Raw genomic sequence first — 19535 nt, forward strand, 5'->3', positions numbered from 1 at the left:
CGCCTGCCCCCGTGGTGCCACGCCGTGGCGGCGGGCCATGGCGCTGACAGCCAGGCCGTTGGCCGAACGGGCCGTCCGGCCATGCAAGAAGGCCCGTTCGGCACTGCAAAACGGGCCGTATCGCAACGCCAAACGGGCCGTGCGGCAGGGCCGGCCTACCGCCCCACCCTGAACCAGTCGATGTCGACGAAGCCCTTGCGGCCCGAGACGTTGGGGTCGGCGGCAAAGAAGCCAATCTTTGAGCCTATCCACCGGCCCTTGCCCATGGCGTATTCGCTGCCGGCCCTGTGCCAGTGCCTGCCGTCGGTGCTGTAGGCATAGCTCACGCGGCGCGCCCTAACCGTCATGCGCAGGTAGACGTCGCCGATGTGCATCTCGGCCGGACGCCCCTTGTGCGGGGTGCCCTTGGCCGTGGGGGCGAGCGTGGCCACCACCGTCACGCTGTCGGCGGCACGCAGGTTGCGGGCCCTGGGGTTGTGGCGCACCTGCAGCTCGAAGCCGCTGTCGGTGCGCATGAGGCCCACCGACGAGTATTGCGCCGACATGCAAATCAGGCCCATGTACTGTCCGTTGTTGCGCGAGCAGAAGTCGGATATGCGCGCCGTGGCGGTGAACTCGTCGGCCGGTGTCTTCTGCAAAAGCATGTTGGGCACGAGCCACAGGTTGGCCACGCTGCCGAGCCGCGGCAGGTTGAAGGTGAACAGGCGGTAGAACCCCATGCCCGTGGTCTGGCCGAAAGAGTCGTCGTAGTCAGCCTGCCACTGCCACTGCAGGCCGAGCCGGGGCGAGCCGAACTCGTCGGACTCGGCGGGGTTTACCACCACCTTGCTGTCCGACTTGGGCTTGCGGTGGGTGAGCACAGGCTCGCCCCCGCGCCCCATCACGGGCCAGCCGCTGCTCCAGTCGACGGGCTGCAGGTGGCAGACGCGCCCGTAGGGGCCCTTGTCTTGGAAGTGCACAAACCAGTCTTCGCCGTAGACCGTGTGCACCCACCCGCCCTGGTGCGGGCCGTTGACGGCCGTGGTGCCCCGCTGCAGCACTCGCCGCCACTCGTAAGGGCCGTAGGGCGAGCGGCTGCGCATGGCCAGCTGCCAACCCCCGGCCACGCCCCCCGCGGGGCAGAGAATCCAGTACCATCCGTCGCGCTTGTAGAACTTCGGGCCCTCGGTGGTGACATTGCGCGTGGCGTCGCCGTCGAACACAATGCAGGGGTCGCCTATTGGCCTCGTGCCGTCGGCCGAGAGCTCGCGCACGGTGAGCACCCCGTTGAAGCCTATGCGGCTGTTTGCCCATCCGTTTACGAGGTAGCAGCGCCCGTCGTCGTCCCACAGCGGGGTGGTGTCTATGTATCCCTTGCCCTCAATCACCATGAGCGGGTCGCTCCACGGGCCCGCGGGGTCGGCTGCCCTCACCATGAACACGCCCCTGTCGGCATAGGCCTCGGGATAGTTTTCGGGGTCGTCGAGCGGCACGCAGCCCATGGCCACCACGCGCGGGTCGGTGAAGTCGTTTTGCGGTATGCGCATGTCCATGGGCACGCCCAGCGGCTCAAAGGCGTTGATGTCGGGCGTGTCGCCAAGGTAGTACTGCACCATCGAGCCGTGCTCCATGCAGTCGAGGTCTACCCTGAGCTCGTAGGTGCCGTCGGGAACGGGCGGCAGCTTGATGGCAAAGTCGAACACTCCCATGCCCTGGAACGAGTCGGCCTTGTACAGCGCCCATGCCTTTCCGTCGGGGTCGGGCACCACCGTCTGGTCGAACTTGGTGTTGTTGCCGTTGAACACCTTCACGTTGTCGAAGTAATCTATCGGGTACCTGATGCGCGGGGCCGACTTGCCGGCGTTCAGAGCCGTAATCTCGCTGATGGTGGCGCCGCGGAACCCGTTGTCCATTGTTTCGCGGCAGAGCGTCAGGGCGTCAAAGCGCAGCCGCTCGTTAAGCACCCCCAGCGGCACCTTTCCGTCGTAGAGCAATATCCCGTCGAGCGGATAGATGTAGCCGTTGAGCGGCCTCTTCACGGCGTCGAGGTCCATGCCGATGCCCTCGGCCACCACCTCGTGCATGGCGTCGGAGCCAAGCGTCTCCACCCCGTCGGTCAGCGTGTTGTTGCGCACATACCTGTTGAGCAGCGTGCCATACCGGCCCGTGGCCCTGTCGTACACCATCCAGGCCTTGACGAGCGTCTTGGGCAGCATGGTCTCGTAGTAGTCGTAGGCCTCGCCGAGCCACCCGTTGCCCACGTATGTGTTCTTCTTGAAGGTCAGTATGTCGGGGTTCACCGCCGCCCGGAGCACGTGGTAGGCCACAAACATGTGCAGCACGTTGTTCTCCTTGGTATAGTCATCGCCCGTGTCAACGGCGATGTTGTTGTTCCGAAACCAGTCGTACCAGCCCTCGTCCATGCTCCGCTGGCCTGTGGCGCACTTGCCGTACCACTCCCGGCACCTCTCCGCCAGGTCGGCCAGCGAATGTATGCCGTTGGCATGGAACACGGCGTCGGGCTCGGCAAAGAGCGTGAAGCCGCGCTTGCACACCGTCGGCGTGTAGTAGCCCGCCACGGGGTCGGGCGCCGGCGCTGCCAGTTGCTTGTCGTCTTCGGCCAGCAGGGCGTCGATGCCCGTGGCGCACAGCGCCTCGTAGAAGATGGCGAAGTGGGCCGAGTCGGCCTTCAGCTCCTGCACCACCATGCGGTTTGATCGCGGTATGCAGCGCCCTATGGCGTGGACAATGCCGTTTTCCACCTTGTTGTCGCACATCTGCCGGTCTATCGGCGCACCCTCGTTGACGAGTATTTGCGAGCCACTGCCGCCCGCGGTGATGAAGCGCCCGAGCATTGTACGGTAGGTGGCGCCGCCGGCGGTGAGCATCTGGGTGGTGGTAAGCTCAGTCTTCATGAGGTGATACATGGCGATGTCGGTGCACAGGCTGTCGGTGAGGCCCTCCAGCGAGTTGTCCGTCAGGCCGTTGTGCAGCAGGTTTCCATCCTCGTCGACGCTCTCCCTGTCGTTCCACAGGCTGTCGATGTATGCCTCGACGGCCCCGTTCTTGGGTGCGAAGCAGGTGTAGTTGCCGTATGAGCTCAGTATGCGGTCTTGCCCCGAACGCCTCAGAATGTTGTTGAAGCTGGAAAATATTGAGTCGTTGCTCAGCAGGAAGTCGGTCACCGTCTGGCCGGTAAAGGTAAACCGGTTCGACATGTCGGGCTCCACGTTGCATGCGCACAGCGCCATGGCCGCGGCAAAAGCCAGTGTTTGTTTCAGATGTCTCATTTCAGGTTTCATTTTGTTATTGGTAGTAGTAATGCATTAATATTAATGTAGCCGCGCCACATCCGGCGGCTCGCGGGCCGCCACGGCGTCACTCGGCAAAGTCGGCCTCGACTATGCGCAGCTGCGTCTTGCCCTTGGCGGAGCGCAGCCGGTCGAGCTCGCCCGTGGCTCCTCCGGCCAGCTCTTTTATTATTCCGAACTTGCTGCTGTCTTGCACCGGGGCCACCATGCGCACCCTCACGCAGTCAGTAGCCACTGGTTTGGGTATGTCGATGTTTACGTATCCCAGCGTGGCGGGGGTAATCCCCTCCCACAGCAGGGTGCCGTCGGCGGCGAGAATCTGCAGCGGATAGCACTTGCTGCGCCACCCGGTGAGCTTCAGGCTCACGCTTCTCACCGTGGCCTTGCGCACCAGCCGGTACTCTATCCACGCCCCGTCGCGGCTGCCGTCGCTCTGCCACTGGCTCAGTTCGTTGCCGTCGAAGCTCCTGCCGGCCTCTGCCTGGTTTGAGCCGGCGGTGGCTCCTACCACCCGCAGGCCACGGCGCACGTCGGCAAACGACGGCGTGGGCGGCGTGGGGCCGCGGTCGAGGCGGCACGGCAGCGTCTGTTGCGGCAGGCAGCGCTCCGCGTCGGCAGCCTCGGTAGCGATGGAAAGCGTGGCGGCGGGCAGTCCCTCGGCCTCTGCCCTGACGGTTATGGTGCCGGGAGTGGTGGTGGATCGCACGAAGACGCGGTTGACGCCGCACTCCACGGGCAGCACCGTGGCGCCCAGGTAGTTGTCCGACGCGCGCTGGGCAGCGGCGTCCACGCCCTTGCGGCGGGCTATGCCGCCGAGCCACTCGGCAGGCCCGCCAATGCTGAAGCGTATGTCGCGGTTGTCGAGCGGGCAGCGCCGTCCGCGGCTGTCGACCACCTCCACCTGCACAAGGGCCAGGTCGGAGCCGTCGGCCTTCATGCCCTCGGGGTTCACGATGGCCGTGAGCACAAGCCGCGCGGGCTCGCCAGCGGTCTCGATGGTGTGGCGCGACGTCTCCCTGTCGCCCTCGTAGCCCACGGCGGTGAGCGTTCCGGGCTCATACCTCACGCTGTCGAAGGTGAAGAGCCACTCGTACGACCTGCGGCCGCGGCCCAGCGAGCGGCCGTTGAGCAGCAGTTCCACCTCGTCGGCCGTAGACGCCACGTAGACGGGCTTGACCGTCCGGGCGTCGTAGTTCCAGTGGCCCACGATGTAGGTGCGGTCGGTCTCGGGGCTCACCCACCCGTCCCACATCACCTGGTGCACGTAGAAGGCATCCTTGGGCAGGCGCATGGCGTCGACGACGCCGCTGACGCGGTAGTTCATCTCGTTGCGCCCGTAGGTGTTGGTGTCGCTGAACACAATCTTTGCGCCGCCCGAGCTGACGCGCCGCCCGGTGCCGGGGCGCACGGCCCAGTACTCATGCCAGCGGCGCAGCAGCTCAATTGCAAACTCGTCGTTGTTCTGGTTGTAGGCCGTGGCGGGCTGCCCCTTGACCAGCGGGCCGTCGCCCTGCTTGTGGAAGGGATAGCTGTAGCTGTCCCAGTAGAGTCGGTAGGCCTCGTCACGGCAGTACTCCATGGCCCACATGGGGCGGTCGGCGCTCTTGTTTATGTACAGCATCTCGCCGCCATACTCGGCCTCTTCGATGTCGAGCATCTCGCGGCTGCCTATCGCCCTGCCCCCGTTGGGGTCCCAGCGGTCGCGCACCTGCCTCAGCTCGACCATGTGCTGGCGCGATATGCTCTCGTTTCCGCCCTCATAGAATATGATGCTCGGGTTGTTGCGGTTGTAGATGATGGCGTCGCGCATGAGGCTCACGCGGTGCTGCCACCGCGCCCCCTCCACATCGCGCTCGGCGTCGCCGGCGGGCATGGCCTGCATCATGCCCACGCGGTCGCAGCTCTCTATGTCTTGCTTCGACGGCGTGACGTGCATCCAACGGTAAATGTTGCCGCCGCCCTCTACGCACAGCCGGTTGGTGTAGTCGCTGAGCCAGGCCGGCACATCGGTGCCCACGGCGGGCCATTCGTTGGTAGACCGCTGTGCGTAACCGTGCATCATGATGCACCGGTCGTTGAGCCACACTTTGCCGTCGGCAAACGAAGTCTTGCGGAAACCCGTGCGCAGCGTCACGCTGTCGGAGCCCACCGACGAGGTGACGCTGTAGAGGTAGCCGTAGCCCCACGACCAAAACTCAAGCCCGCCCACGCTGCGGCTGCCCTTGAGCACGCGCGTCTCGCCGGGGGCCAGCGTGGCCGTCTCGCCCTCGAAGGCTGCCACGGGCCTGCCGCCGGCGTCGCTCATGGCCACGCGCAGGGTCACCGTCTGCGGGCTGCGGCTGTCGTTGCGCACCTCCGACTCTACATGCACCGTGGCCCGCCGGCCCGGTATGTCGTAGTCGGTGGCATAGACATACACCCCCTGTGTGCCGAGGTTGGAATACAGCGGCAGCGTGACGCGCTGCCACGAGCCGTCGTCAAACGAGGCGAGGGCGGCCCCGTCGGCGTCGCCCACGTGCATGAGCCAGCCGCCGTTGAAGTTGAGCCGCTGCCTCTGCTGAGCCCCCGCGCCCATGGCGAGGAGCAAAGCCAAAACGAAAAAAAGATGTCTCATAGTCGTGAAAATGTTTGCACCGCAAAGTTAAGTGGCCGGCCGCACGGGGCAAAGGCGGCCCGTTGCTATTTCGGCCCGAAACGGTTGCACGGGCCGCCCAAGCCCGCTTTTGTAACATTTTCGGCTTTTTTGCCTACCTTTGCATAAGCCAAGACGCACTTGGCAATGTGCTGACAAACTCGAATTGCGCCCGTTTGAAACAAATCTTCAACCATGTTACTATTTGCAAGAAACATACTCACAGCAGCCGTGGCGCTATGCCCGGCAATGGCCGGGGCCGACAGCGGCGGCACAACGCTCGACATGAGCGACGGACTGTCGGAGAGCTGGGTGCGCTGCATAAGCCAGATGCCCGACGGGAGGATGGCCGTGGCCACCACGGCCACGATAGAAGTGTACGACTGGACGCGCTTCCACACCGTGAAGCTGCTGCCCGAGGACGCCTGCCCGCTGCCGGCTTACCACGGCGACAGGCAGCTGACGTGCGACAGCCTGGGCTATGTGTGGCTGCGCAACGACCGCACGCTGTAAGTCATCGACACTTGGCAGGGCAAGGCCGTGGCCGACGTGGCGGGACTGATGGCCGACAGGGGGCTCACGCCCGAGGCCGTGGCGGCATGGCCTGCCGGCAGGCCGGGCGACGGCACTGAGATATGCAGGCAGATAGCCGACGGCATAGCCGGGGCGCAGGCCGACGACGACGGCCCCACGGCCGACGAGCAGTTCATGGCCCGGCTGGCCAAGACCATAGAGGAGCACATGGCCGACGAGGAGTTCTCGGTGCCGGCGCTGAGCCGCCTCATGGCCATGGACCGCACAGTGCTCTACCGCCGCATGCAGGCCGCCACGGGCATGTCGCCCTCGGCCTACATCAAGAGCATACGCATGGGGGTGGCCCGGCGGCTGCTGAAGGACACGCAGCTGAGCCTGGCCGACATTGCCCGGCGCACGGGCTTCCACTCGGTGAAATACTTCTCGGCGGCGTTCAAAGACAGCTTCGGGATGACGCCGAGCGAATACCGCGGCGGCTGACGGCCACTGAGAATCCATTGGGCAAGGAATGGCCAAGCAAGCAAACCATCCCGGAAAACAAGCAATAAAAGCGTGAAGAAAATCGAGGCACAAACGCCCCGGCCCGCCCCCAGCCGGCCAAAAGGCCCATACGGCAAGCCGGGACGGCCCGTACAGGCAAACGATACGGCCCGTTTCGCAATGCGAAACGGGCCGTATTGCAACATGCCACGCCGCAGGCCGGGGCGGCACAGGCCCGAGGCAGGCCACGGCCTACTACGGATGCAACCCCACGGGGGCTGTCAGCGCACGGCCACCTTGGCGCAGGCCGTGCCGGCAGCGGCCGAGGCGCGCACCACATAGACGCCGGAAGGCAGGGTCGAAAGGTCGGCCACATGGCCCGGTGACACGCCGTCGGCAGACATGACCGCCACACCGTCGGCACGGCTCACGGCAACGCTCACGGCCGACCCGGCCGGGGCAACGATGCGCACACGGCCGCCGCCCAGCGGGCATACGGCCACCGTAGACGGCACGGCGGCCACACCGGGCAGGCCTGAGGCAAAGTCGAGCACAGCCTGCATGCCCGCCATGGCGTCGAGCTTGCCGAACCCCCAGGTGCAGTCGCCACCGGGGCCGACGTCGCCTGTGAATGAGTCGGACACCGACGTGGAGGCGATGATGCGCCGCACGTCGGCGGGCGAAAGGCCCGGGCAGGCCTCGAGCCACTGGGCCACGGTGCCCGTCACCACGGGGGCGGCCATCGACGTGCCCTGCATATAGGCGTAGGCATAGTCGAGCCCGCCGTACTGCTGGTACAGGGCCACGGGCTGCGAAGAGAGCGTGGCGTCGTGCGACGAGGCCGAAGACACCACGGCACTGCCCGGCGCGGCCACGTCGGGCTTCACCCGCCCGTCGGCCGTGGGCCCGTGGCTGGAGAACGAGGCTATGCCGCCCATGGTCTCGCCGGTGCCTACGTGGCCCACGTTCTCGGTGTCAAACTCGTTGCGGGTGACGTAGGCGCCCACGGAAATCACTCCCCTGCCCGTACCGCCAATCTCGGCCGGCGAGTTGAGGTCGTCGCCCTCGGCCCATCCGTCAATGCCGCCGGAGGTAAGTCCGAGCTTGTTGCCGTCGGCCCACACGTCGACCTTGCCCTCAGAGGCCGACACAACCCACAGGCCAACGGAATAGCCTGCGCGCAGACGGCTGACGCCCGAGGTCACAAGCACGTGGGGCTTGCCGTTGAGCGGGCTTGTCTCGCCGTAGGCCGCCATGGTGCCGACGGAGCCACTGAGCACGGCCGACACGCCGGGCGTGGCTTGGCCCGAGGCGGGCAGGCTCACCGAAAAGCTGTCGGCTATCTCACCTCGCGACGTGCTGTAGGTGAACACGCACACCTTGAGGTCCATGCCGGGCTCGCCCCAGATGTCTATGTCGCCGCCGGCCGTGGCCGTGGTCAGCGCCTGCCTGTAATCGACAAAGGTGCGCAGCGTGTCGGGGCCGGGCCCCGAGAAGTCGCCCGACAGGTGGAAGTTGATGCCTCCGAAGTTGCCCACCGAGCCCACAAGCAGCCGTCCGGGGCCGAGCATGGCGTCGGCCAGCGTGTCGAAAGTCGACGTGCCGTCGTGCGGCCCGGCCTGCACCCCGAGGCTGACGTTGATGACACAAGGCTTGCCCACCGACTCGGCATAGCGGTAGATGTAGGCCATGGCGTCGGATATGTTGACGTTGGTCTCGGTGTCGGCGCCCGATATGCTCACGAGCACGATGTCGGCATCGGGCGCTATGCCGAGGTATGCCCCCCCAGTGCCGTCAGACCCGGCAGCAATGCCGGCCACATGGGTGCCGTGGGAGCCCGACGCCACATCGCCGCCGGCGGCAAGTATCTGCCCGGGCTCCGCCAGCTCGCTGCCGTAGCTGAAGCCCTCGGGCGGCGTGCCCCCGCCGTAGCCCTGCTCCCACACGCGCCTGATGCGCAGCTCGCCGGATGGCGTGCGGAAGTTGGGGTGTGTATAGTCGAACCCGGCGTCGATTATGCCCACTACCACTCCCCTGCCCGTGAAAGGCCGGGGCAGGCCGCTGCCGGCCTGCACGAGGTCGGCCCCGACCGCCGGGCGCACAATGTCCATCATGCGGGCCACGGGCACGGCCGTCTGCACATAGGCCACGCCGGGCAGCGAGGCCGCGGCCTCAAGCGCGCCAGCGGGTATGCGCGCCGTGGCAATGTCGCCGCAGCGCAGGTTGACCGTGGCCCCGAGCCGCTCCAAGGCAGAGACGTCGGCGCCGGGCGCAAGGTGGACATAGGCCGACACGGTGGCCCCGGCCGAGGCACGCGTGGACGCTTGGCCCGAGGCAAGCCCGGCCACGAGGTGGCGGGCTGCGGGCGAGAGCTTTGACTGGGCCCACGGCTGCTGGCAAAGGCAGGCCGCGATAAGCAATGCGAATATCTGTCGTAACATGATTTGCGAGTTATGTTTCCTTTCTGTTTATACATTTGCATGGCAGGCCGAGGGGCAGCTCACCTGACGGCGACCTTGCGCACAACGGAGCCGCCACAGCCCGAGGCGCGCACCACGTAGAGCCCGCTGGGCAGGCTGAACACGGAGCCGCCGCTGCCCGAGCGCACCAGGCGTCCGGCCGAGTCGAACACTTCGGCACGGCTGCAATCGCCCGACACGCTGACACGACCGCCGTCGACCGCCACCACCGGGGCCAGGTCTGGGGCCGAGGCCACGCCGCCAATGCCTGCGGTGTGGTTGTCGGCGCACATCGGCACCATGGCCGCATTGTAGACAGGGCAGTCGTAGGTGCCGTCGGGGGCGATGAGATAGCGGCTTACAATGGCCACGAGGTACATCCTGTCGGGGTCGGTGGGTATGAGCGTGCCGCTGTAGGTAGACTGTATGGCGTCGGGAAGCACATAGTCGACAGGCAGCGACACCGTGGCGCCCTCAGCCAAGTCGGCGCGCACGCCCACCTGGCCGTAGAGGCTGCCGCGGTAGGCATAGCGGTGGGCATAGGCGCTGCCGCCGTTCACCTGGTATGTCAAGATGGAGTCTTGCACGACGAAGAGCGACACCATCACGGTGTCGGCGTCGGGCATGACGTGGGTGAACACGTCGACGCTGCCCTTGACGTGGCGCCTGGCCTCATCGTAGTCGGTGTTTACCTCCACGCTGACATAGGGCTGCACCGAGGCTGCCTGCATGAGCGTGGCGATGACGCTGCCCACGGTGGGCGACTGGGCCGGGGCCTGGTTGCCCGTGGCCGTCATGCGGTTGACCATGAACGATGGTGCGAAGCCTTGCTGCCCGCTGAAGAAATTGAGGTAGAACGACTCTTCGGCCATGGTGAAGTCGTCGGGCGTGAAGCCAACGTGGTGGAACACCTCGACCACATCGCCGCCGTAGGAGGCAAGGGCCTCGGCTATGGCCTGGTGGCCTGCGGGGCAGTTGTCACACATCTGCCCCGTGAATCCCTCAAGCAACAGGCTGTGGCGCATGCCGGCCGGATATACGTAGACGGCCTGTGCCACCGAGTTGTCGGCCGGGTCGGCATCGGTGGCGGCACCGTTGACCGCCGTGACGCTAAGCTCGAAGTCAAGGTTGCCGGCCTCGCCGGCCGCATATTCGCCCAGGTCGAAGTCGAACGTCTGGCCCGGGGCAATGTCCAGCCCGGTGAAAGAGCGCACCAGCGGCTCGCCGCCGCCAATGCTGAAGCTCACGTCGAAGCTGCCAATGGGCACAGTGCCGAAGTTGAGCACCTGGCCGCCGTGGCCGTAAGTCTGCCCCGCCACATAGTAGCCCCCGGCCGAGAGGTCTTTGAGGGTGATGTCGGTGAAGTCGGCATCGTCGACAATGACCTGTATGTTTGGGCATCCGAGGTCGGCGCCATTGCCCTGGCAGTCGAGCCATCCCGAGCCGGTGTAATAGAAGGAGCGGCCTGAAAGGCCCTTGGAGCCGTCAAACTGGAGCGGCTTGTACGACTGCATGCAGGTGAGGGTGTAGCCCACGTAGAGCTCGTCGGCGTCGCCTATGTCGACCGGCGTGTCGAAACGGAACTCCTTCCACGACGGTGAGCCTCCGCCGAAGGCCTGGCTGTAAAGCGGCTCGCCGTCGAGGCTCGTGGCCACAAAGAACTCAAGGCCGTCCATGTTGCTCGTTCCGAACACGGCGCGTACGCCGAGCACGCGCTTGCCGCGCAGCCGGTCGAGCTTCTCGCTGGTCAGTTTTATGGCAAGGCCCTGCTTCTCTGAGTTTCCGAGTCGCACCCCTCCGGTGCGCTCGAAGTGGGTATTGGTATAGCCCAAATAGGTGTCTGCCATGGCCGCGGCCGCGCAGGCAAGCGACAAGCAGAGCGAGAGCATAAGTTTCTTCATTGCTAATAGTGGTTGGTTAAGACTGGGTTATGTGCTTTATTGGCATGGCCCCGGGGGCCCTGCGGCCATCCGGCACGGGCCGGGCGGCCGCCTATAACAAAAGAAGACGCCGCGGCAGGCTGCACTGTGACACTGCCGGGCACCTTCATCACCATGCGGGCCGCAGGCGCCGGGAACCACCGGGGCGCCCGGCGCTGCATGCCCTCAGACAGAGTCAGCGCACCACGGTGAGCTTGACCGTATGCTCTTCGCCACCGGCGCTCACCTTGAGTATATACAGGCCCGGAGCGTATGACGACACGTCGAGGCGGTTGCCGTCGGCCTTGCCCATGAGGGCGCCGCCGAGACTGTAGGCAGCCAGGCTGCTCACACCGGCCCCCTCAACGGTCACATAGTCTGTGGCCGGGTTGGGGTAAACGCTGAGGTCGGCCACGACGGCATCGTCGATGCCATCGGCAACGCCGCCGAGGGTGAACGCGTTGGGCTTGCCCTCAACCTTTCCGTAGGTGCCGTAGTCGACCACGACGGCCACGGAGCGCTCTGCGTTCTCGTCGGCAGACAGGCCGAAGTCGTGCTCATAGCTCGTTTCCGAAGCCCCGAGCGTGGCCACGTCTTCGCCGTCAAGGCGCACGGTGTAGCCCTCGATGGGCAGCGTGGCGGCAGCGGGGTCGGCCACGACGAGGCCCATCATCCAGTTGCCGGTGCCGTTTGAGCTTGAAAGGCTGGCATACGACACACCGTCGTCGAGCGAAACGAGGTCGCCGAAGCCATACATCTGCGGCAGCAGGTCGATGGCCAGCGGGCCCTGGTCTTTCAGTCCGTCGAAGCAGTCGAGGTCGAGCGTGTACTCGGAATTGGCGTCGATGACTATCGGCTCCTCCAGGTCGACGGTGTTCCACCGCTTGTATACAGGCTCATCGGGCTCGACAGTGGCCAGCAGCTCGCCGTCTTTGTAAATCATGAACGTGAAGATGGCGCTGTTCATCGGGTAGTAGCGCAACTGCCTGATGACGTAGCCGTCCAGCCCCTTCAGCTTCTCGGCAGGGTAAACCACGCGGGCACGGTAGCCATAAACGGTGGCGCTGGTGCCTTCGACGGCCTGGGCCGGCTCCTCGCCGCAGTAGCCCACGGCCTGCTCGTCGTCGTCCTTGGGCTCCTGCCAGCTGAAGGCCACGGTGCGGTTGTCGCCCCAGCAATCGACGTTGTCTACGGGCTTGAGCCTGCTCTTGTCGGCCGCCACGTCGACACTGACGCCCGGGCCTTGCGACACACGCCCGTCGGCATACTCAGCCTCGACAGTATATATATAGTGGCCGTCGGCCACTCCGCGGTCTACATACGACGTTGTGGTCGACGTGCCCACCAAGGCGCCGTCGGCATACACGCTGTACTGCTTCACATCGTCGATGCCGGCAGTGTCGCCTTCCTTGCTCAGCACCATGCTAAGGGCGAAGGATATGTCGAACTGATAGCCGTTGGCCTTCGACGAGTCGGACAGCGAGTAGAAGCCAGACTCGGTTGACAGGTGCACCAAGTCGCTGTAGCCGGGCACGCAATTGCCCTGGTCCATGCCCACGACGTTGGTGTTGGCCTGGCTGTCGTCTACCGTGACGGCTATTGCGCACATCACGTCGCCGGTGAGCGACGACACAGCCACGGGCTTGTCGAGCGCCACAATGTTCTCTACGCCGTAGTCAAGCTGCTGGGTGATGGGCTGCGAACATACAAGCTTGCCGCCGTCATATATTTTCAGTTCCCACGCCTTCTGGGCGGTACGCGGCACAAACGCCACCTTGCTGATGGTGTAGCCGCCGTATGCGCCCATCTCGGCCTTGTCGTACTTGATGGCAAACTCAAACGAATTGGCTCCGCCGCCAAAGCCCAGCAGGTCGGCCTCGGTGTCGTAATACCCCTTCGACACAAGGTTGGTGGCAGGCCTTGACCACATGATGGAGACGCTGTTGAAGCCCTTCTGGCGGCCTGTCAGCATGCGTGGGGCCGACGGTGTGGGCTCCGAAAGCCACAGCGAGGCCGCTTCAGACTTGGCCGACTCTGCCGTGCCATATACGGCCGTCACGGCATAAGAGTACATGCCTGAGCCCAGGCCTGTGTCGATGTAGCTCGTGGTGCCGGCCAGCGGCTGGGCCGTCAGCTTGATTCCGTTGCGGTATACGTTGTAGCCCGTGGGCTCAGAGGTGGCTCCCAGCGGCTTCTGCCACGAGAGCCTGGTGCCCATCAGGCCGTCGAGCTGAGCCACGGCCAGCCCCACGGGCTCGCGGTTGCCGACGTTCTGGTCGAGAAGCACCACCACGGGGTGCTCTGTCCTGTTCTTGTCCATGGTTGAGATGGCAAGCACCTTGCCGTCGGCCGACGTTGCGGTGACGGTGAGGGCCGACACCACGGGCAGGTTGCTCATGTCTACTCCCTTTTCAGCGAGGTAGGTGTCGAGCTTCACAAACTTGCCGCCGGTGTAGACAGAGCCGTAGGATGTGTAAGTCATCATGTCCTGCTCGTAGGCGTAGACGGTGAGATTGTCGTCCATACACATGTATTGCAGCGAATAAGGCATAGTCGACAATGAGCCGATGTCGGTGTTCTCGCCTGTCTCTACGTTGTAGATGCCTGTGTCATGGAGCAGGTGCTTGCCGTCGGACGAAAACTTCTGGGCCACGTGGAAGGGGCTGCCGGTCTCGTTGAGATAGGTGGCTGCCCCTGTCTCGATGTCCCACAGCACAGCCAGCCTCGACGACTTTCCGCCGGGCTTGTATGCCCATCCGGCCGCCTTGGTGCCGTCGGCCGAGATGTCGTAGACGCATCCCTCGGTGCCTTCGAGCACCTTGTGCACCTTGCCGTCTTTCCACACGGTGGCCTTCCACTTGCCGTTGGCGTCGTAAATGCCTCCCCCGATGAGGTGGGCGCCTTCCGACACGCAGTAGGCCTGGCCGTCATACTCGGTGTGAGTGGCGGCACCGAAGCCGCTGATGGGCTCCAGCGCGCGCCACCGCCCGCCTGAGTAGTAGCCGCAGGTGGTGACGGTGGCTCCGTTCGACGTGTATCTGTCATCGGGATAGCAGCCCGACACGATGCCGTCGTCAGACACGCCAAAGGCGTTTGACACCTCCGTGCTGCCCGTGAGCAGCTCGCAGCGGTCGGTGGAAAGGTTCCACCTGAAGGCATGCTGGGCGCCTCCGCTGTCGGTGAAATAGCCTGCCGCCCACTTGCCGTTGGGCGAAATTGACGTCACTGTGTAATTCTGCATCCCGTAAAGGGTGATGATGCCCGTGTCGCCGGCTGCCGATGCGCCGAGCAGGGAGGCCACTAACAGCACGCAAATAAGATATATCCTGTTCATAAAATGGTTGTTTTAGGTTGTATTTGATGCTTTATGCGGTTAGGCGTCAGGCCCCGGCAGGCAGCGGCACCCACTGGCCGCACGCTTGCCGGGGGCTGGCGCCGCCCGCCGGACGATGGCTTGAAGACGGAAAAGGGAGAGCGGCCGCCTGGCGCGGAGGCCCTGGCAGCGGCGCACTCCCTAACCAATCCAAATACCAATTGCGGTTATTTGCTGAACTTGACGGCAACCACCTCGCCATCAACATATACCAGCGCCACGTAAACGCCTGCCTGCAAGTGGGCCAGGTCTACGCTGCTCACGTTGTTGTAGGAAGCCTCGAGGGCTCCGGCAGCGGTGTAAATGGCCACTGACGAGGCCACGCCGTCGATGGCTATGCGGCCTGCGCCCACGGTCACCTTGCCGTTGCCGGCTGCAGCGGGCACGCCGTCGATAGACTGTGTGCCGAGGGTGCTCACGTCAACCGATATGGTGTCGGAGCATACGCGGCCGAAGTGGTAGACGCTCTCGACGTAGATGTCTTGCACGTTGTCGGCGAAGTATATGTCATACATGTTGTCGGTGATGGGCACTATGCCGCTTAGCTCGGCATTGGCCTGGCCGCGCCCAACCACATAGATGTTGTCATAGCGGAAGCGCAGGGCCTCGTTGCGGGCCTCGGGTGCCTGCCATGTGAAGTGCACCTTGTCGTAACCGTCCGACCTGTCGACGTATTCGGCCTTCAGGCCCTCTACGGCCGGCAGCTCAATGAAGTAGGTGTGGTCGGTGAGGTCGCTCACGTTGTAAGCCACGCTGTCGCCCGTCGACTCGGTCTTCACCACTGTCTGCACCCAATAATCATAGGTTCCGTTGGGCACTTCGTTGTCGGTGAAGCTTATGACGGCCTTGCCGGAAGCCTCGTCGTAGGTAGCCTCGTCCATACCGACGGTGCCAATGAGGTTGCCTTCACGGTAAATGTCGAACGACACCACGCCGTCGGCAACTGCAAACAAGGGCGCGTCGAAGCTTACCACTGCCGTGTTGAGCCCTTCCTCAACAGGGGTTACGGTCACTCCCTCGACCACATAGTCGGGAACCATCTGCGTATAATACGTCACGGTGGGCAGGCCGTTGGGGCGCCAATTGCCGCCCACGTTCATGTAAGCCACCTCGCGCACACGGTACGGGTCGCCATCGACACACTCGTAGACAATGCGGTTGTTGGGCGACTCCTCGCCGTCGTAGACGTAGGCGCGGTCGTATTGCACGATGGAGTCGTTGCGCCATGTCCAGCGCTCAACCTCTGAGGCCTCGGTCTTCTCGGCGTCATCATACTTGGTTGCCTTCACCTTGTGGTTCTCGGAGTCGTATTCAACCACGGTCCAGAACTTGTCCGAGCTCCAGAAACCGTCGCCGACGATTGTCTGCGGCTTGTCGAAGCCCACGAAGTCTGAGTATGTCTCTGTCGAGATGAGGGGCTCGCCGCCGTTGTTCATGAAGCGGTCGGGCTTCGACGTGGTCTTCTTCACGAGCTGGCCGGCACCGTCGTATTCGTAGGCGATGTATGAGCCATCGGCCAGGGTGGTCTCCTTGGCGAGCCTGCCCTCGGCGTCGTACTCATAGTTGACGGTGTCGTTGTTCGACTTGTAGTGGAAGTCTCCCTGCGCCTCGCTGTCCATCTGGATGAACTCCGAATGCTTGCTTACCAGCTGGTGGGCGTCGTTGTAGTCATACTTGGTATAGTACATTATCTGCCATGAGCTCTTTCCGCCCAGGGCGGTGAACATTCCGTACTGTGCGCTGCGCACGGGGTTGTTGTAGCGGTCGTAGTATGTGATTGTGCGCTTCGACACGTTGTCGCCCGAGATGCCCATGGCGTCGCCATACACCTCGACGCATGTGGCGCGCAGGCCTGTGTCTTCGGGCTTGGTGGGCTCTTCCACCTGACCGCCCTCGGTAGACTTGATGAACGTCAGTCCGCCCAGCCTCGAGGTCACGGGGCACTTCACCGCCTCGGGTATCTCTGCCTCCGAGGCAGGGTCGAAGGCCACAATCTTGCTCGACCCCGTGCTGTAGATCAGGTACAGCTTGCCGTCGTAATAGTCCATGGTGCTGGCCATCACTCCCGAGAGCAGCCCCGACTCCGACGAGATGTCGCGCGTCTCGTTGAATGTGCCGGATGCCGGGTCGATGGTGCAGAGCGAAAGGTCGACGCTCACATTGAAGAGGCCGCCATCCACCTCGTTGTTGATCACGCCATAGAGCGTGCCCTTGCCGTCGGCAGCTATGGCTACCACAGACACGCCGTCGAGCGTGAATGCCTGCTTGAGCGAACCGTCTGACAGGTTGACCGTATAGACCTCGGTGCCGTCGGAACCGGGATTCACGGCATACATCGTCTCGGTGGTGGCGTCATAGGTCATGTCGGACACCTTGGTGGCTATCGGGCCTTCGGTTATCTTGCCTATCTCGTTGGTCTCGAAATTCAGCGTCCCGAAGAAGCTCGAGGCCTCGTCGTCGCCATCCGAGACCACGTAAGCGTAATATTTATCGCCCACCGAGGCGCCTGCCTTGATGTAGTAGTCGGCCGAGATATACATCCCGTCGGTGTAGGTCGGCATCTTGCAATACTCACCTGTGAGTTCTGCCAGGTTGTTGACGTCGAAAGACACTATGCGTCCTTCGTTGCCCAGGTTGCTTGAAGACGACGGCGTGGAAGCCAGTCCTACGTATGCCGTCTGGGCGGTTGCGTCTACAGCAAAGGAAAACGCCAGAGCTGCGAGCGAGGAATAAAGAAAATGTTTTACCATAATCCATCGGTTTTAGAGTTTCGCCACGCAATATAGCGAATAAAAACAACAGTAACTTTAAAAGTATTCAATATTTATTACACCCCCGCGAAATACTTGACTTAAATCAAGGCAAACGATGCAATAAGGGCAAAAAAGCTTAATCAAGTGTAAAATCAACCAATAATACCGAACTATCGTCGTATAAATACGTATTATTGACTAACATATCAAATGCCCATTCAGCCCATCCTACCACCCCACGTGGGGCCGGCTACAGCCTGGGAGCGCACACAAACACAGCCGCCACGGGCCATGAAGGCGGCACCGTGGCGGCTGATGAAATATCATTAAAAACCATCCGGCAGGACCAAACGCCTATCGGTTGTCCGAGATGAGGTTCTCTCCGGTCATGTCGGCAGGCTGCTCCAGGCCCATGATGTGCAGTATCGACGGTGCCACGTCGGCCAGGCGGCCGTTTTTCACGGTGGCGCTGTTGTTGTCGGTCACGTAGATGAAGGGCACGGGGTTGAGCGAGTGGGCCGTGTTGGGCGTGCCGTCGGCGTTGATGGCGTTGTCGGCGTTGCCGTGGTCGGCAATGATGATGGCCTCGTAGCCGTTGGCCTTGGCAGCCTCAATCACCTCGCGCACACAGTTGTCTACGGCGTGCACGGCCTTGGCTATGGCGTTGTACACGCCGGTGTGGCCCACCATGTCGCCGTTGGCGAAGTTCACCACGATGAAGTCGTACTGCTGCGTGGCGATGGCTCCCACGAGCCTGTCCTTCACCTCGTAGGCGCTCATCTCGGGCTTGAGGTCGTATGTGGCCACCTTGGGCGAGGGCACGAGTATTCGGTCTTCGCCCTCGAAAGGCTTCTCGCGGCCTCCGTTGAAGAAGAACGTCACGTGGGCATACTTCTCCGTCTCGGCCGTGTGGAGCTGGCGCTTGCCCTGCTTGCTGAGATACTCGCCCAGAGTGTCCTCCACATTCTCCTTGGGGAAGAGTATGTGCACGCCGGTGAACGATGCGTCGTAGGGCGTCATGCAGTAGTACTGCAGCCCCTTGATGGTGTGCATCCCCTCGTCGGGCATGTCCTGCTGGGTGAGCACCTGGGTGAGCTCCTTGGCGCGGTCGTTGCGGAAGTTGAAGAATATCACCACGTCGCCCTCCTGTATGGTACCGTCGACAGCCGAGTTGCATATCGGCTTCACAAATTCGTCAGTCACGCCCTCGGCGTAGCTCTCCTCCATGGCCTTGACCATGTCGGCCGACTGCTTGCCCTTGCCCTCCACGAGCAGGTCGTAGGCCTCCTTCACGCGGGCCCAGCGCTTGTCGCGGTCCATGGCGTAGAAGCGGCCCACGATGCCGGCTATGTGGGCGCCGTTGGCCTGGCAGTGTGCCTGCAGGTCGCGGATGAAGCCCACGCCGCTCTTCGGGTCGGTGTCGCGGCCGTCCATGAAGCAGTGCACGTAGGTCTGCTCAAGGCCGTATTCGCGGGCAATCTCGATGAGCTTGTACAGGTGGTCGAGCGACGAGTGCACGCCTCCGTTGGAGGTGAGGCCCATCAGGTGGAGCTTCTTGCCGTTGTCCTTGGCGTATGTGTACGCGCTGACAATCTCGGGATTCTGCATTATCGAGCCGTCCTTGCAGGCGCGGTTGATCTTCACGAGGTCCTGGTATACTATGCGGCCGGCGCCTATGTTGAGGTGGCCCACCTCAGAGTTGCCCATCTGTCCGTCGGGCAGGCCAACGTCTTCGCCCGAGGCCTGGAGCTGCGAGTGGGCGCTCACGGCCGTAAGATAGTCGAGGTATGGAGTTGGGGTGTTATAGATCACGTCACCCTCGCCGTGTTTGCCGATGCCCCATCCGTCGAGGATCATCAGCAGTGCTTTCTTTGCCATAGTCTTATTCCTTATATATTAATATCAATCTTTTGCCCGCAAAGTTACAACTTTCGCGCCAAGTAGGCAAAAATTAATGAAGAATTAAGAGTTAATAAACTGTTTTGATTGGCCCAGGGCTGCTTTCGCCACCGCCGCCAAGGGGCCTTTTCCGGCCGCGGCCCACATTACGGCACGCCACGCCGACGGCCGCGGCCACCTGCGATGAGGCATGGCC

At 63.4% G+C, this 19535-nt stretch carries 9 protein-coding genes; 2 read left to right on the forward strand and 7 right to left on the reverse strand.

The window, feature by feature from the left end; genetic code table 11:
- Nucleotides 1-155: 155 nt before the first annotated feature.
- Nucleotides 156-3269 carry a family 43 glycosylhydrolase gene (locus tag M3089_RS08730; protein ID WP_249083419.1) on the reverse strand — a complete coding sequence of 1038 codons (3114 nt, stop codon included), beginning with the start codon at nucleotides 3267-3269 and terminating at the stop codon, nucleotides 156-158.
- An 88-nt stretch (nucleotides 3270-3357) separates the two neighbouring features.
- Nucleotides 3358-5904 (reverse strand): DUF4982 domain-containing protein, encoded by a 2547-nt coding sequence (locus M3089_RS08735; RefSeq protein WP_249083421.1) that lies wholly within the window; start codon nucleotides 5902-5904, stop codon nucleotides 3358-3360.
- 213 nt (nucleotides 5905-6117) lie between these two features.
- On the opposite strand from M3089_RS08735, the gene M3089_RS08740 reads away from it, so the two are divergent.
- Nucleotides 6118-6435 carry a hypothetical protein gene (locus M3089_RS08740; protein WP_249083423.1) on the forward strand — a complete coding sequence of 106 codons (318 nt, stop codon included), beginning with the start codon at nucleotides 6118-6120 and terminating at the stop codon, nucleotides 6433-6435.
- A 27-nt stretch (nucleotides 6436-6462) separates the two neighbouring features.
- Nucleotides 6463-6936, forward strand: coding sequence for a helix-turn-helix transcriptional regulator (locus M3089_RS15865; RefSeq protein ID WP_249083425.1), 474 nt, complete (start codon nucleotides 6463-6465; stop codon nucleotides 6934-6936).
- Between the two features lie 281 nt (nucleotides 6937-7217).
- Here the strand turns inward: M3089_RS15865 and M3089_RS08750 are convergent, their stop codons facing one another.
- From M3089_RS08750 to gpmI, 5 genes are all read right to left on the reverse strand, one after another.
- On the reverse strand, nucleotides 7218-9377 hold the full coding sequence (locus tag M3089_RS08750; protein WP_249083426.1) for a S8 family serine peptidase: 2160 nt from the start codon (nucleotides 9375-9377) through the stop codon (nucleotides 7218-7220).
- A gap of 59 nt (nucleotides 9378-9436) precedes the next feature.
- The gene (locus M3089_RS08755) at nucleotides 9437-11296 is read right to left on the reverse strand and encodes a hypothetical protein (RefSeq protein WP_249083428.1); all 1860 of its coding nucleotides are present in this window, start codon (nucleotides 11294-11296) and stop codon (nucleotides 9437-9439) included.
- A 214-nt stretch (nucleotides 11297-11510) separates the two neighbouring features.
- On the reverse strand, nucleotides 11511-14648 hold the full coding sequence (locus M3089_RS08760) for a rhamnogalacturonan endolyase family protein (RefSeq protein WP_249083430.1): 3138 nt from the start codon (nucleotides 14646-14648) through the stop codon (nucleotides 11511-11513).
- Between the two features lie 206 nt (nucleotides 14649-14854).
- A complete protein-coding gene (locus M3089_RS08765) occupies nucleotides 14855-17437 on the reverse strand; it encodes an RHS repeat domain-containing protein (RefSeq protein WP_249083432.1) in 2583 nt (860 codons plus the stop codon).
- Between the two features lie 357 nt (nucleotides 17438-17794).
- A complete protein-coding gene (gpmI, locus tag M3089_RS08770) occupies nucleotides 17795-19318 on the reverse strand; it encodes a 2,3-bisphosphoglycerate-independent phosphoglycerate mutase (RefSeq protein ID WP_205110891.1) in 1524 nt (507 codons plus the stop codon).
- Nucleotides 19319-19535 lie beyond the last annotated feature (217 nt).

The organism is Marseilla massiliensis (assembly GCF_023336985.1).
In the GTDB taxonomy this organism is placed as follows: Bacteria; Bacteroidota; Bacteroidia; order Bacteroidales; family Bacteroidaceae; genus Prevotella; species Prevotella intestinigallinarum.